This is a genomic window from Nocardioides caricicola (assembly GCF_039541135.1).
GTDB classification, from domain to species: Bacteria; Actinomycetota; Actinomycetes; order Propionibacteriales; family Nocardioidaceae; genus Nocardioides; species Nocardioides caricicola.
On the sequence record NZ_BAABFQ010000005.1, the window covers coordinates 539,838 to 553,427 of the forward strand.

Annotated in this window: 13 protein-coding genes; 5 read left to right on the forward strand and 8 right to left on the reverse strand. The window is 72.0% G+C overall.

Translation table 11 applies throughout. The features are described 5' to 3' along the window. The first annotated feature begins 72 nt into the window (after window positions 1-72). A complete protein-coding gene (locus tag ABD875_RS11010) occupies window positions 73-699 on the forward strand; it encodes a hypothetical protein (RefSeq protein WP_345176019.1) in 627 nt (208 codons plus the stop codon). Further along, complete coding sequence (locus ABD875_RS11015; RefSeq protein WP_345176021.1) at window positions 696-1,286, forward strand: RNA polymerase sigma factor; 591 nt, start codon at window positions 696-698, stop codon at window positions 1,284-1,286. The genes ABD875_RS11010 and ABD875_RS11015 overlap by 4 nt, the downstream gene beginning before the upstream one ends. Here the strand turns inward: ABD875_RS11015 and ABD875_RS11020 are convergent. Both ABD875_RS11020 and ABD875_RS11025 read right to left on the reverse strand, forming a co-directional pair. Then, entirely contained in the window at window positions 1,250-2,086 is an 837-nt protein-coding gene (locus ABD875_RS11020; protein WP_345176024.1) for an acyl-CoA thioesterase, read from the reverse strand. The two genes, ABD875_RS11015 and ABD875_RS11020, sit on opposite strands and share 37 nt — an antisense overlap. Before the next feature lie 87 nt (window positions 2,087-2,173). Beyond that, on the reverse strand, window positions 2,174-2,365 hold the full coding sequence (locus ABD875_RS11025) for a hypothetical protein (protein WP_345176029.1): 192 nt from the start codon (window positions 2,363-2,365) through the stop codon (window positions 2,174-2,176). A 115-nt stretch (window positions 2,366-2,480) separates the two neighbouring features. Between ABD875_RS11025 and ABD875_RS11030 the strand changes: the two genes are divergently transcribed. The 3 genes from ABD875_RS11030 (at window position 2,481) to ABD875_RS11040 (ending at window position 4,881) form a co-directional block, all read left to right on the forward strand. Next, entirely contained in the window at window positions 2,481-3,059 is a 579-nt protein-coding gene (locus tag ABD875_RS11030; RefSeq protein ID WP_345176033.1) for a TetR/AcrR family transcriptional regulator, read from the forward strand. An 85-nt stretch (window positions 3,060-3,144) separates the two neighbouring features. Then, on the forward strand, window positions 3,145-4,359 hold the full coding sequence (locus ABD875_RS11035) for an acetyl-CoA C-acetyltransferase (protein ID WP_345176036.1): 1,215 nt from the start codon (window positions 3,145-3,147) through the stop codon (window positions 4,357-4,359). 18 nt (window positions 4,360-4,377) lie between these two features. Then, on the forward strand, window positions 4,378-4,881 hold the full coding sequence (locus ABD875_RS11040) for a MarR family winged helix-turn-helix transcriptional regulator (protein WP_345176039.1): 504 nt from the start codon (window positions 4,378-4,380) through the stop codon (window positions 4,879-4,881). A gap of 71 nt (window positions 4,882-4,952) precedes the next feature. Here the strand turns inward: ABD875_RS11040 and ettA are convergent, their stop codons facing one another. The 6 genes from ettA to ABD875_RS11070 form a co-directional block, all read right to left on the reverse strand. Further along, entirely contained in the window at window positions 4,953-6,635 is a 1,683-nt protein-coding gene (ettA, locus tag ABD875_RS11045) for an energy-dependent translational throttle protein EttA (RefSeq protein WP_345176044.1), read from the reverse strand. 52 nt (window positions 6,636-6,687) lie between these two features. After that, a complete protein-coding gene (locus tag ABD875_RS11050; RefSeq protein WP_345176049.1) occupies window positions 6,688-7,089 on the reverse strand; it encodes a single-stranded DNA-binding protein in 402 nt (133 codons plus the stop codon). Between the two features lie 145 nt (window positions 7,090-7,234). Continuing rightward, window positions 7,235-8,899 (reverse strand): methyl-accepting chemotaxis protein, encoded by a 1,665-nt coding sequence (locus ABD875_RS11055; RefSeq protein WP_345176051.1) that lies wholly within the window; start codon window positions 8,897-8,899, stop codon window positions 7,235-7,237. A gap of 106 nt (window positions 8,900-9,005) precedes the next feature. Further along, complete coding sequence (locus ABD875_RS11060; RefSeq protein ID WP_345176055.1) at window positions 9,006-10,661, reverse strand: GTPase; 1,656 nt, start codon at window positions 10,659-10,661, stop codon at window positions 9,006-9,008. Window positions 10,662-10,715: 54 nt separating this feature from the next. After that, complete coding sequence (locus ABD875_RS11065; RefSeq protein WP_345176061.1) at window positions 10,716-12,434, reverse strand: dynamin family protein; 1,719 nt, start codon at window positions 12,432-12,434, stop codon at window positions 10,716-10,718. Next, entirely contained in the window at window positions 12,431-13,543 is a 1,113-nt protein-coding gene (locus ABD875_RS11070) for a PrsW family intramembrane metalloprotease (protein WP_345176065.1), read from the reverse strand. Before ABD875_RS11070 ends, ABD875_RS11065 begins: the two co-directional genes overlap by 4 nt. Window positions 13,544-13,590 lie beyond the last annotated feature (47 nt).

Genomic DNA, 13,590 nt, shown 5'->3' on the forward strand with positions numbered 1-13,590 from the left:
CCAGAACTGGGCGGTCTCGGACCCAACAACGTCCCCGGAGTCCGGGACCGTCCTTCTGGGTAGGAGTGAGCCGTGCACCTGCGAACACCGACCCCCACGCTCGAGCCCGACGACGCTTTCGTCGCCCGGCTGAGCGCGCTCGCCGCCGCCGGCGCCCCGGTCGCCACCGCGCCGCGCTCCCCCATCACCACCTGGCGCGTCGCCCTGGCCGCCGCCGGGGTCGCGGCGATCCTCGTGGGCGTCGCGTGGCTCGCCGGCCTCAGCCCCACGGGCAGTCCGCAGCCGGCCCCGGGGCCTGCGACGTCGCCGTCCGCCCCTGAGTCGAGCGCGAGCACCGAGCGGGCGCCCTCGTCCGCCGAGCCCGGCGCCGGCACCAGCCGCGCCGTCGACCCCTCAGGGACGACGTTCTCGGAGACCGCGGCGGTCGACCCGCCGGCCGCACAGCCGACCGGGACTCCCGGCCGGCAGCCCACCAACCTCGCCAGCGGCGCGGACTCCGATCCCGGCCAGTCCGGCCAGTCGGGCCAGGCCGGCACCGCCGGCCCCGGGCGCGGGCCGAACGCCCACGCGGGCGACCACCCGAACGAGCACGCCACCACGAAGTCGAACAACGGCAAGCCGCGCAACGAGGACAAGCCGGACCGCGGGCCGAAGAAACCGAAGGACCCGACGAGCCCAGGGAGCAACGCACACCGGTGACCGGAGGGGACGACGAGCTCATCGAGCTCGCCAAGCGGGGAGACCAGGAGGCTTGGCGGGCGCTGTACCGCGCCCACGCGGGCCGGCTGCTGGTGTGGCTCAGCACGCGACCGAGCGGCGACACGTCCGAGACAGCGGAAGACATCGCCTCCCAGGCATGGCTGACCGCGGCGGAGCGGGTCCACGACTTCAGCGGTACGTCGGACGACTTCGCGGGCTGGCTGTTCGGGATCGCGCGCAAGCACGCCGCCAACACCCGCCGCCGCGGTGAGCGCCGGCGGACGCACCCGGTCGACCTCGGCGGTGCCGACACGATGGGCACGCTGCCCGCCGTACCCGGTCCCGAGCCGGCGGTCGCTGCTCAGGACTGGGTGGTGCGCGCGCTGGCGACGCTGCCGGAGCGCGAGCGCGACGTGGTCGGTTGCCGGGAGGTCGTCGGCCTGGACGTCGCGAGCACGGCGACGGCCCTCGGGATCTCGGCGGTCGCCGTCCGGGTGGCGCACCACCGCGGGCTGCGCAGGCTGCGCTCGATCGTCGGCGACGGCGCTGGTCAGGACGGCAGCAGCGCGCGCAGCCTGTCGAGGTAGGGCTCGGGCGGCTGCGTCGACCGCTGGGTGTGCTGGTCGAAGAACACGATCGTGACCCGGGCCCGCGCCAGAACGGTCTCACCGTCGAGGATCAGCGACTCGATGGTCGCGGAGCGCGTGCCGACGCGCGCGACCCAGCTCCACGCGTCGTACGCCTCGGGCCGGAACAGGATCGGGACCCGGTAGTCGACGTCGGTCTGCGCGACCACGATCGAGATCGGGTCGAGGCCCTTCCAGACCTCGCCGATCAGCCGGATCCGCGCCTCCTGGAGGTACTCGAAGTACTTCACGTTGTTGACGTGGCCGTACACGTCGACGTCGGAGAAGCGCACCTGCACGGGGTAGTGCGCGGCCGTCTCGGGACGGGAGGCCGGCAGCGCGACGCGGGCGCCGCGCTCCTCGGGCTCGAGGTAGGCGCTGAGCGTCTCGCGCTCGACGGGTGACAGCCGGCGCGGGCGCTCGGTGGCGAAGACGTACGGCGTCAGCACGGTCTTGGCCCGTGCGTACACCACCCGCTCGCCGTCGCGCTCCTGGAAGAGCTCGTAGGCGAGCGTGAACGCCGCGACCCGGATCTCGGTGACCCAGCAGTCGATGCTGACGGGCCGGGAGCCGAAGGTCAGCGGCGCGAGGTAGCTGACCTCGTGGCGCACCACGACCGCAGCCTCGGCGAGGTCGTCGGCGGGGTCGTCGATGCGAGACGCCCCGTTCGCACGGAACAGGTCGACGCGGGCCTCCTGGAGGTAGTCCACGTAGACGACGTTGTTGACGTGACCGAGCACGTCGAGGTCGGCCCAACGCATCGGGCACTCGTAGGTGTGCCGCACGGGCTCGATCGTGCCAGACGGGCCGCCCGGCACCCGACTGGTCTCACGGGACCTGCAGCTCGGTCAGTGGGTGGGCGCGAACTGGCGGCCGTAGTAGGTGCGCATCGACTCGTGGCGCGCGATCCGCTCGTGCCGGTTGGCGACGACGGTCCGGGCGATCACGGCGGTGGAGACGACCGCGCCCAGCACGGCGAGCACGACGACGGTGACGACGGCGGTCACGTCGAGGGTGGTGAGGTTGGAGGAGAGATCCATGGTGCATCCTTTCTACAAATGTAGATTTCTACGTATGTAGAAGGTACGCCTGGAGGCTCCCTGGAAGCCAGCCGGAGCGGTAGTGTCCCCCCTCACAACCAGCAGGAGAGATGTGATGGCCGAGAGCCCACGGCGTCGCCAGCTGCTCGATGCGGCCCTCCACGTGATCGCCGACCAGGGGCTGCGCGGACTCACGCACCGGGCGGTGGACCGGCAGGCGGGACTCCCCGAGGGCAGCTGCTCGGCCTACCTGCGGACCCGCAGCGCCCTGCAGCAGGCGCTCACCGACCACGTCGCCGCCACCCTCGTCGCCGACGTCGACGCGCTCGCCGAGCAGGTCCGCGACGCCCCGCCGTCCGACCAGGGCGTCGAGGCGGCCCTGGACCTGTTCCTGCGCTGGCTGGGCCAGCGCGAGCTCCTCGTCGCCCGCCTCGAGCTGACCATGCTGGCCACGCGCGACCCCGACCTGGCCGCGCGGCTCGCCGAGCACCGGGCGCGGCTCGTCGAGCTGGTCGACGAGATCATGGGCTCCCTCGGCAAGGAGCACAGCCGGGAGCGCGCCGAGGCGCTGGTGGCGTCGTACGACGGCATCCTGATCACGGCGCTCCTCAAGCCGCCCGGCGAGCGCCGGGTCTTCCTCACCCGGTCGCTCGAGCTGCTCAGCAGCGCCCTGGCCGGCTCCGACGAGGGGTGACGTACGCCTCCCCCGCAGAACTAGAACACGGTCTAGTGTTGGCGCTCGGAGCAGTCCCCCAGCGCCCCCAGTGAATGGAGTCCCCATGCCCGAGGCAGTCATCGTCAGTGCCGCCCGTACCCCCATCGGCCGAGCCAACAAGGGCTCGCTGAAGGACTTCCGGCCCGACGACCTCAGCGCGCTGATCATCAAGGCCGCGCTGGACAAGGTGGACGGGCTCGACCCGAACACCGTCGACGACCTGTACCTCGGCTGCGGCCTGCCCGGCGGCGAGTCCGGCAACAACATGGCGCGCATCGTGAACGTGCTCAACGGCATGGACCAGGTGCCGGGTGCGACGATCACCCGCTACTGCGCCTCGTCGGTGCAGACCACGCGGATGGCGTTCCACGCGATCAAGGCCGGCGAGGGCGACATCTTCATCTCCGCCGGCGTGGAGACCGTGTCCCGCTTCGCGAAGGGCACCTCGGACCACTGGCCCGACACCAAGAACCACCTGTACGACGACGCGATGGCGCGGACCGAGAAGATGGCCGAGGGCGGCATCGACTGGCACGACCCGCGCGAGGACGGGCTGCTGCCCGACGCCTACATCGCGATGGGCCAGACCGCTGAGAACGTCGCCCGGCTGCGCGGGCTGTCGCGCCAGGAGCTCGACGAGTTCGGCGTGCGCTCGCAGAACCTCGCGGAGAAGGCCATCAACGACGGTTTCTGGGCCCGTGAGATCACGCCGGTCACCACGCCCGACGGGGTCGAGGTGTCCAAGGACGACGGCCCGCGCGCGGGCGTCACCTACGACGGCATCAAGGACCTCCAGCCGGTCTTCCGCCCGGACGGCGTCGTGACGGCCGGCAACTGCTGCGCGCTCAACGACGGCGCGGCGGCGGTCGTGATCATGTCCGACACCAAGGCTGCCGAGCTGGGCGCCAAGCCGCTGGCCCGGATCGTCGCCACCGGGGTCTCGGGCCTGTCCCCCGAGATCATGGGCCTCGGCCCGGTCGAGGCGACCAAGCGGGCGCTGGCCAACGCCAAGATGAGCATCGGCGACATCGACCTCGTCGAGATCAACGAGGCGTTCGCGGCGCAGGTCGTGCCGTCGTACCAGGATCTCGGCATCGACATCGACCGGTTGAACGTGAACGGCGGCGCGATCGCGGTCGGCCACCCGTTCGGCATGACCGGCGCGCGGCTGCAGAACACCATGCTCAACTCGCTGGACTGGCACGACAAGTCCACCGGCCTCATCACGATGTGCGTGGGCGGCGGCCAGGGCATGGCGTTGATCCTGGAGCGCGTCTGAGCGTCCTACACTGCCGGGGTGACCGACATTCCGGGGGCGGAGACCAGGTGGCTCGACGAGGACGAGCAGAACTCGTGGCGCGCCCTGATGATCGGGATGACGCTGCTCCTCGACCGTCTCGACGACGACCTCAACCGCGCCTGCAACCTGTCGCTGGTGGAGTACGAGATCCTGGTCCGCCTGTCGGAGCGTGAGGACCGGCAGATGCGGATGGCCCAGCTCGCCGACGCGCTGGCGCACAGCCGCAGCCGCGTCACGCACACCGTGGCACGGATGGAGCGCGCCGGCCTGGTCGAGCGCACCAGCTCGCCCGAGGACGGTCGCGGTGTCGTCGCGCTCCTCACCGACAAGGGCTTCGAACTGCTGACGACGATGGCGCACGTGCACGTGAGCGGCGTCCGCAAGAACCTCGTCGACCTGGTCAGCCCCGAGGACTTCCGCGCGGTGGGGCGGGTGATGAACGCGGTCACCGACCACCTTGCCGCGGGGCACCCCGAGATGGACATCCGGCTCCGGTCCTAGGCGAGGCCGAGGACGGCACGAGGGGCGGCGACCGTGGTGGTCGCCGCCCCTCGTCCTGCGTGCGGTGGGCGTCAGTCGCGCGTGAGCCGGCGGTGTGTGACGCGGTGGGGGCGCGCCGCCTCGATCCCGAGACGCTCGATCTTGTTCTCCTCGTAGGCCGCGAAGTTGCCCTCGAACCAGAACCACCTGGCCGGGTCCTCGTCGTCGCCCTCCCAGGCGAGGATGTGGGTGGCGACGCGGTCGAGGAACCACCGGTCGTGCGAGGTGACCACGGCACAGCCCGGGAAGTCGAGGATCGCGTCCTCGAGCGAGGACAGGGTCTCCACGTCGAGGTCGTTGGTGGGCTCGTCGAGGAGCAGCAGGTTGCCGCCCATCTTGAGGGTCAGCGCGAGGTTGAGGCGGTTGCGCTCACCACCGGAGAGCACGCCGGCCTTCTTCTGCTGGTCGGGGCCCTTGAAGCCGAACGACGCGACGTAGGCGCGCGAGTTCATCTCGAAGTTCGCGACCTTGATGAAGTCCAGGCCGTCGGAGACGACCTCCCAGACGTTCTTGTTCGGGTCGATGCCGCCGCGGCTCTGGTCGACGTAGGAGATCTTCACCGTCTGGCCGACGTTGAGCTCGCCGCTGTCGGGCGCCTCGCCGCCGGTGATCATCCGGAACAGCGTGGTCTTGCCGACGCCGTTGGGACCGATCACGCCGACGATGCCGGCGCGCGGGAGGCTGAACGAGAGGTCGTGCATGAGCGTGCGGCCCTCGAAGCCCTTGGTCAGGCCCTTGGCCTCGAGGACGACGTCACCGAGCCGCGGACCTGCCGGGATGTTGATCTCGGAGGTGTCGATCTTGCGGGCGCGGTCGGCCTCGGCGGCCATCTCCTCGTAGCGCGCCAGCCGCGACTTGCTCTTGGTCTGGCGGGCCTTGGCGTTGGAGCGGACCCACTCGAGCTCCTTCTCCAGCATCTTGGCGCGCTTGGCGTCCTTCTGCCCCTCGATCTTGAGACGTTCCTTCTTGGTCTCGAGATAGGTCGAGTAGTTGCCCTCGTAGGGGTGCGTCTGGCCGCGGTCGAGCTCGAGGATCCACTCGGCGACGTTGTCGAGGAAGTACCGGTCGTGGGTGATCGCCAAGACGGCGCCCGGGTAGTCCTTGAGGTGGCCCTCGAGCCACTGGACCGACTCCGCGTCGAGGTGGTTGGTGGGCTCGTCGAGCAGCAGCAGGTCGGGCTGCTGGAGCAGCAGCTTGCAGAGCGCGACCCGGCGGCGCTCACCACCGGAGAGGTTGTCGACGATCGCGTCGGCCGGCGGGCAGCGCAGCGCGTCCATGGCCTGGTCGAGCCGGCTGTCGAGGTCCCAGACGTTCGCGGCGTCGAGCTCGGTCTGCAGGTCGCCCGCCTCGGCCGCGACCTTGTCCTGGTCGGCGTCGGGGTCGCCCATCATCATGTAGAGCTCGTCGAGACGGGCCATCTTGGCCTTGATCTCGCTGACCGCCTCCTCGACGTTCTCGAGCACCGTCTTGCCCTCGGTCAGCGGCGGCTCCTGCTGCAGCATCCCGACGGTCGCCTCGGGGTCGAGGATCGCGTCACCGTTGTTGGGGTGGTCGAGCCCCGCCATGATCTTCAGCAACGAGGACTTGCCCGTGCCGTTCGGGCCGACGACGCCGATCTTCGCTCCGTGCAGGAACGACAGCGTCACGTTGTCGAGGACGACCTTGTCGCCGTGGGCCTTACGCACATTGCGCAGGGTGAACACATACTCCGCCATGGTCCCCGAGCCTACGGGGCAGCGGGCGCTTGCGTCGTATCGGGGGGACGGCTCAGGCCGCCGCCTCCGCCTGCTCCTGCCCCGCCTGCTCCTGCTTCGGCGTGCGGGTGAACGCGCTGGTGCCGCGGCTGAGGTCGTGACCGAGGTGGGTGGCGTCGACCTCGAAGACCACGACCTCGACGTCCTCCTTGTTGACGTAGGTGCGCACGTGGAGTCGGCCGGTGACCACCACCGGGTCACCGCGGCGCAGCGAGGTGGCGGCGTTCTCGCCCAGCGCGCGCCAGGCGCTGACGGTGTACCACTGGGTGACGCCGTCGGACCAGTTCTCCGTGCGCCGGTTGAACCGGCGCGGGGTGCAGGCCAGCCGGAAGCTGGCGACCGGGACGTCGCCGGCCCGCCGGAGCTCGACGTCGCTCCCGAGCCAGCCCTGCAGCGTGATCGTCGTGTCGTTCATGAGAGGTCTCCTTGCCTCGATCGAGTGGACGCATCGAGGCTCGGCGCCGGCGCCGACAGTCCTGCGGTCGGCGCCGGCTGCCTGTGGAACACCGCGTCGGAAACGACGCTGTGCACGGAGACCGGCTCGGGGTGGAGCCTGGGGATCAGGTCCGGAACGTCGAGACCGTGGTCCGCAGCTCGGCAGCCATCCGGGACAGCTCGTCCACGGCGGAGTTCGTCTGCGTGACCGCCTGCGTGGTGGTCTCGGCCGCGCCGGCGACACCGGAGATGTTCATCGCGATCTCACCGGAGCCGGTGGAGGCCTCGGCGACGTTGCGCGCCATCTCGTTCGTCGTGGCGGTCTGCTCCTCGACCGCCGAGGCGATCGTGAGCTGGTAGTCGTTGATCGAGGAGATGATCGTCGAGATCTCCCCGATCGCGCTCACCGCGCCGGTGGTGTCGGACTGGATCGCCTCCACGCGGCGGGCGATGTCCTCGGTCGCGCGGGCGGTCTCCTGCGCGAGCTCCTTGACCTCGTTGGCCACGACCGCGAAGCCCTTGCCGGCCTCACCGGCACGCGCGGCCTCGATGGTCGCGTTCAGCGCCAGCAGGTTGGTCTGCTCGGCGATCGAGGTGATCACCTTGACCACGTTGCCGATCTCCTGCGAGCTCGCGCCCAGCTTGCCGACCGACTCGTTGGTCGTCTCGACGATCCCCACGGCCTGGGCGGCCACCCGGGCGGCGTCGTTCGCCGAGCCGGCGATCTCGCGGATCGACGCGCCCATCTCCTCCGCGCCGGCGGCGACGGTCTGCACGTTGCGCGACACCTCCTCCGCGGCCGCGGAGACGACACCGGCCTGGACCGAGGTCTCCTCGGCACCCGCGGCGATCTGCTGCGAGGACGCCGCGAGCTCCTCCGAGGCGGCCGCGACGGCGTCCGAGGAGCCCATCACGGACCCGATCAGCGTGCGCAACTTCGAGCTGGCGGCGTCGAGCGCGTCGCCGAGGCGGCCCACCTCGTCGCGCGAGTCGAGGTCGGCGGTGCGGGTGAGGTCGCCGTCGGCGAGGGACTCGGCGACCGACTGCACCTTCGCGATCCGGCGGGCCAGCGCGGTGGCCACGAACCAGCCGAGGGCGACCGACACGAGGGTGCCGATGACCAGGAGCAGGATCGCGATGAGCCGGTTGGACTCGTAGCTGCTCTTGACCGAGGCCGCAGCGTCGGCGGCGATCTCCGCCTCCTTGGAGGTCAGCCAGTCGAAGTCCTCGCTCATGGCGTCGGTGAACGGCCGGGCCTGCTCGCTGTTCGCCTCCCACCAGAGGTCGGTCTCCTCCTTGTCGGCCAGGGGGATCAGCACGTCCTGCTGGATCTGGAGGTAGCCGTCGACGTTCACCTTCAGGTCGGCCAGGCGGCTGGCCTGCTCGGACGAGATGCCGGTGGCGGTGTAGGTGTCCATGAGCTCGACCGCGGCGGCGTGGCCCTCCGCGACCTTCTGCGCCGCGTCGGCCCGCTCCTCGGGGGTCGGCGCGAGGGCGGCGCTGCGCGCCTGGATCCGCATGTCCCCGACCGCCACCTGGAGGTCACCGAGCGCGTCGACGCCCTTGACGTTCGACGAGTAGAGCAGGTCCGCCTGGTCGGCCGACTTGCTGAGTGAGACCAGGCCCATCACGCCGATGGTCACGGACACGACCGCGCCGACCGCGACGGCGGAGAGGACCTTGGGGCGCACCCCGAGGTCGTTGAACCGGCGCAGCGGGCGGAACCGGGCGGGCCGACCGGAGGCAGCCGCCTCCGGGTTCGTCGGCGTGGCTTCGTGGGCAGTAGTCATGTGGCTTCCTTCGCGGGATCAGGTCTACGACGCTGATGGCTCGATCGGCCGGTGCGCGAAGAACCTGAACACGGTCCGGGGAGACCATGGGACCGAAAGGGTGAAACTAGGCGCTGAGCGCCTTGCCGAGCGCCGTGCGGACGCTCGTGTACGCCGCCAGCTCCACCTCGACCGGGTCGACGACCAGCTCGTGCGAGACCTCGCGGACCGCCTCGCGCAGCCGCTGATCGGCCTCCTCGGCGCGGTCGCTGGCCACTCCCGCCACCGCCAGGCGACACACCAGCCCGATCGCGATGCCGAGGACGAGGCCGCCCACCAGCAGCACCAGCGCCAGCGCGATGCCGCCGAACTGGGGCGTGTCGGAGTCCTGGAGCTTGCCGGTGGCGGCGAGCACCCCGGTCCACACGAGGCCGCCGACCGCTGCGGCGAGCAGCAGCCACTGCAGGATGCGGACGAGGTGCGCCCACCACGGGGTGCGGCCGGCCTTGATCTGGGCGGCGGCCAGCGCCGCGTCCAGCCGGTCACCCAGCTCATCGAGCCGGGCGGTCGACGCGCGGCGGACCGCCTCGACCCAGGGCTGCGCCAGGCCCGCGGAGACGTCGTCGGCGAGCGCGCGCACCTCGCCGTCCACCCGGGCGCGCTGCACCTGGGTGGCCTGCGGGAGCGTGGGGCCACGGCCGGCGAACTCCCGGCTGTCGTCGCCGAGGTCGAGCTCGAGCGCCTTGACCGGGTCGGACTTCATCCTCGAGAGCCAGCCGACGACCGGCCAGCCGGTGGCCCGGCCGACCCGCATCCGCGTCGACCGCTCGACCGCGTCGACGACGATCGGGACGCCGGCCGCGTCGGCGAACGCGTCGTCGAGAGCCGCGACCCGCTCGGCCGGGAGCACCCGTGTCGGTGCGTCGCCGGACGCCGCCTCGAGGCGCGAGGCGGCCGAGCGGATGTCGGCGTCGAGGCGGAGCCGGGTGGACTGCTTCTCGGCCGCCCGGCGCGCGATCTCGGCGCGCAGCTCGGGGATGCCGACGCCCTCGCGGGCGCTGATCGGGAGCACCGGGACGCGATCGAGGCCGTCGGCGTCCAGCAGCCGGCGTACGTCGTCGAGCATCGACTGACGGCGCTCCGGAGGCACGGTGTCGATGTGGTTGAGCGCCACGACCAGCACGTCCTGGTGGTCGACCGAGGGCGCGAGGTAGCGGTCGTGGATCGCGGCGTCGGCGTACTTCTGCGGGTCGAGGACCCACACCAGCACGTCGGCCAGATCGACGAGCCGGTCCACCTCGAGGTGGTGGGCGACCTCGGTGGAGTCGTGGTCGGGCAGGTCGAGCAGCACGACGCCGTCGAGCTCGGACTGGGCGTCGCGGCGACCGCTGTCGAGCATGGAGTCGCGCGTGGTCTGGTGCCGCGGCGGGATGCCGAGCCACTCGAGCAGCTCGTCGGCACCGTCACGGCCCCACACGCACGCGGAGGCCCACGACGTGGTCGGGCGGCGGACGCCGACGGCCGACAGCTCGAGCCCGGTGAGCGCGTTGAACGTGGAGGACTTACCCGAGCCGGTCGCGCCGGCGATCGCGACCACCGTGTGGGTGGCGGACAGCCGCAGCCGGCCGGTGGCGCGGTCGACGACCGCGACCGCGTCGTCGACGAGCGCGTCGTCGAGGCGGCCCCGGGCAGCGTGCGCGGCGGCGTCGAGCCCCTCGATCCGGGCACCGATGTCGGTGCCACGGGTGACCAGCCTCTTGGCCCCCTCGAGCAAGGACGTCATCTTCTCCCTCGACCCGTCCGCAGGACGGCATCGGCGAACAGTTCTGCTCCCACCCTAGGGGGTGTCCCTGTCGGTGTCGTCGGCACGGCCCATGGTCTGCTCGAAGCGCCGGTCGTCCACGCGGCGGGACGCGGCCCGGAGCTGCTCGGCGACGGCCTCCGGCAGGTCCAGCCCGTCGAGGATCTCGAGGCGGCGCCCGCGCTCTCGCTCGATCAGCTCGGCCATCCGGCGCTCCAGTGAGGCGCCGGCCCGCTCGACGAGACCGGCGACCGTCTCGGGGCCGAGCACCGCATCGAGCAGCGTGCGCCCGAGGTCGGCGTCGTGGAGGGCCTGGGCGCGGCGCGCGAACACCAGCACCGACAGCGCCACGCCGAGCGCGGGCACGCCGTGCGCGAGGAACTTGCCCGCGTGATCGGCGCCCTCGGCGCGGATCAGCCCGTGCAGCTCGTCCTGCCAGGCGCGGACCTCGGCCTCGGCGCGGCGGCGCAGGTCCGCTCCGGCCCGGCCGAACGTCGGCTCGCCGGCGACCAGCGCGCGGCCGGCATCGCTCTCCTCCCACGCGGCGCGGGTCCGCGCCGCTGCGAGCTCGGCGTGGTCGAGCACGAGGTTCTCCAGCGCCGACTCGACCGCGAGGGTGACCCGGTCGGCCTGCTGCGGGGCGCCCTTGACCGCGCTCACGACGCGACCGCGCAGGCGGCCGACGGGGCGGTCGAGCGAGCGCAGCAGCTCGCCGGTGCCGATCAGCTCCTGCCAGCGGGCGAGCAGCTCGCCGCGCAGCAGCGTGCCGTCACCGGTCTGGGCGGCGAGCTCGGCGGCGGCGTCGTCGTACGCCGACGTGGCCGCGGCGCGCAGCTGCTCGGCGGCCGACACCTGCTCCTGGAACGCGTCCGCGAGCACGTGGGTACGCCGCGCGAGCGTGCGGATGGTGCCGTCCAGCGTCTGCCGGACCACCGCCCCGCGCGCCCCGGAGTCGGACGCCAGCGAGACCAGCCAGCTGCGGATCTCGGCGACCTCGGCGGCGGGCAGCAGACCCTCTTCGTCCAGGGTCGCCTCGGCGACGGTGAACAGCGGCGAGTCCTTGAGGCCGCGGCTGGCGAGCATCCGCGCCAGGTGGGCCGCGACCGTCGGCACCGCGTCGGCCGCCGTCCGGTCGAGCACGACGGCGACCGCGGTCGAGCGCTCGGCCGCGCGCTTGAGGTGCTCCCAGGGGACCTGGTCGGAGTACCGGGCGGCCGAGGTGACGAACAACCACAGGTCGGCCGTCGCGAGCAGCTGCCCGGCGAGGGTGCGGTTGTGCTCCTCGACGGAGTCGATGTCGGGGGCGTCCAGGATCGCGAGGCCGGCCGGGACGGTGTCGGAGGCGACCAGCTGGAGCGAGCCGTGGTCGTCGGTGACGTGGTCGATGCGGACCAGGTCCGGCAGCAGCCGGTCCTGGCCGAACCAGTGGGCGTCGTCGGGGTGGTGCACGAGGACGGGCGACCGGGTCGTGGGCCGCAGGACGCCGGACGTGGTGACCCGGCGGCCGACGAGCGAGTTCACCAGCGTGGACTTGCCGGCGCCGGTCGAGCCGCCGACCACGACGAGCAGCGGGGCCTCGACGCTCATCTGGCGCGGGATGACGTAGTCCTCGAGCTGGTCGATCATCTGCTCGAGCTCGACGCGGTGCTGCTCGACCCCGGCGACGTCCAGCGGCAGCCGGGCCTCCTGCAGCGCACCACGGAGCCGCACCAGCGCGGTCAGCATCCGCGTGTTCTGGTCGCTGGAGACGGTCATCGCGTGGGTACCACCTGTCCGGGGAAAGCGATCGACGGCCGAAGGTCGTCGATCCTCTGGAGGAACTGTTGTCCGCGCGCGGCGTAGTCGGGCGGCGGAGTGCCGCGCAGGAAACGGTAGTGGAGGAACCCGAGCTCCACGGCCGCCTGCTGATAGTCCCGCATGGCGCGCTCGGCCTCGCGACCGCCCCTCGCCCGGGCGTAGGCGCGGCTCTGCCGGCGGCCGCGCAGGTCGACGACCCAGCCGATGTCGGTCGCCGGCACCAGCCCCCGGTTGGCGGCGTCGGTGAGCGCGGAGGCCAGCATCCGGCGCTCGGAGCTGCGCGCCCAGACCGCGAGACCGACGAGCCCGACGAAGGCGGGTGCCATCAGCACGAGATAGGTCAGCAGGAAGCTGTCGAAGCCGTACGCCGTCGACGTGTTCCAGATCGCGTGGGCGGTCACAGCCACGACGTACCCACCGATCGGCCAGAGCCATCGTGCGGTGCTGCTGCGCGAGCTCACGGCCAGCCCGACCCCGATGCCGGTGAACGCCGTGAAGAGGGGGTGCGCGAACGGGCTGAACAGGCAGCGCACGACGAAGGTCGTCGTCAGCGCCTCGGTGCCGCCGGGGCCGGTGCCGTCGGTCCCGTTGTACGCCGCGAGCAGGTAGAGCACGTTCTCGGTGAAGGCGAAGCCGATGCCGACCATCCCGGCGTAGACGATGCCGTCGAGCACGCCGTCGAGCTCCGCGCGCCGCCACCAGAGCAGCAGCACGAGGAACAGGCCCTTGCACGCCTCCTCCACGATCGGCGCCTCCAGGACCAGGCTCGCGTCGTCCCCGAGCCCGAGCACCAGGCCGCCGACCCCGGCGATCACGATGGCGGCGGCGGTCGCCACGAAGCTCCCCCACAGCAGTCCGGCGGCCAGCAACGTGCGCGGCTCGGGCTCGTAGCGGTCGAGCCAGACGTAGCACGCGACGAGCGGACCGACGGGCAGCACCGCGAGGACGGTGGCGAGCGCCAGGCTGCCCGGCGCCCCGGAGACGGCGAGCAGCGCGAGGATCGCGAGCGCCCCGAGACAGGTCAGAACCGTGACGACGACCGTGAACGCACGACCGGTCCTGGGCATGGAAGGCAGCCTATCCGGGCATTCCGGTGCGGCCGCGACAGCGGCGT

Coding starts and splice junctions, on each gene's coding strand:
- ABD875_RS11020 (WP_345176024.1), bottom strand. CDS start 2,086: ATGCGTTGGGCCGACCTCGACGTGCTCGGTCACGTCAACAACGTCGTC.
- ABD875_RS11025 (WP_345176029.1), bottom strand. CDS start 2,365: ATGGATCTCTCCTCCAACCTCACCACCCTCGACGTGACCGCCGTCGTC.
- ABD875_RS11030 (WP_345176033.1), top strand. CDS start 2,481: ATGGCCGAGAGCCCACGGCGTCGCCAGCTGCTCGATGCGGCCCTCCAC.
- ABD875_RS11035 (WP_345176036.1), top strand. CDS start 3,145: ATGCCCGAGGCAGTCATCGTCAGTGCCGCCCGTACCCCCATCGGCCGA.
- ettA (WP_345176044.1), bottom strand. CDS start 6,635: ATGGCGGAGTATGTGTTCACCCTGCGCAATGTGCGTAAGGCCCACGGC.
- ABD875_RS11050 (WP_345176049.1), bottom strand. CDS start 7,089: ATGAACGACACGACGATCACGCTGCAGGGCTGGCTCGGGAGCGACGTC.
- ABD875_RS11055 (WP_345176051.1), bottom strand. CDS start 8,899: ATGACTACTGCCCACGAAGCCACGCCGACGAACCCGGAGGCGGCTGCC.
- ABD875_RS11060 (WP_345176055.1), bottom strand. CDS start 10,661: ATGACGTCCTTGCTCGAGGGGGCCAAGAGGCTGGTCACCCGTGGCACC.
- ABD875_RS11065 (WP_345176061.1), bottom strand. CDS start 12,434: ATGACCGTCTCCAGCGACCAGAACACGCGGATGCTGACCGCGCTGGTG.
- ABD875_RS11070 (WP_345176065.1), bottom strand. CDS start 13,543: ATGCCCAGGACCGGTCGTGCGTTCACGGTCGTCGTCACGGTTCTGACC.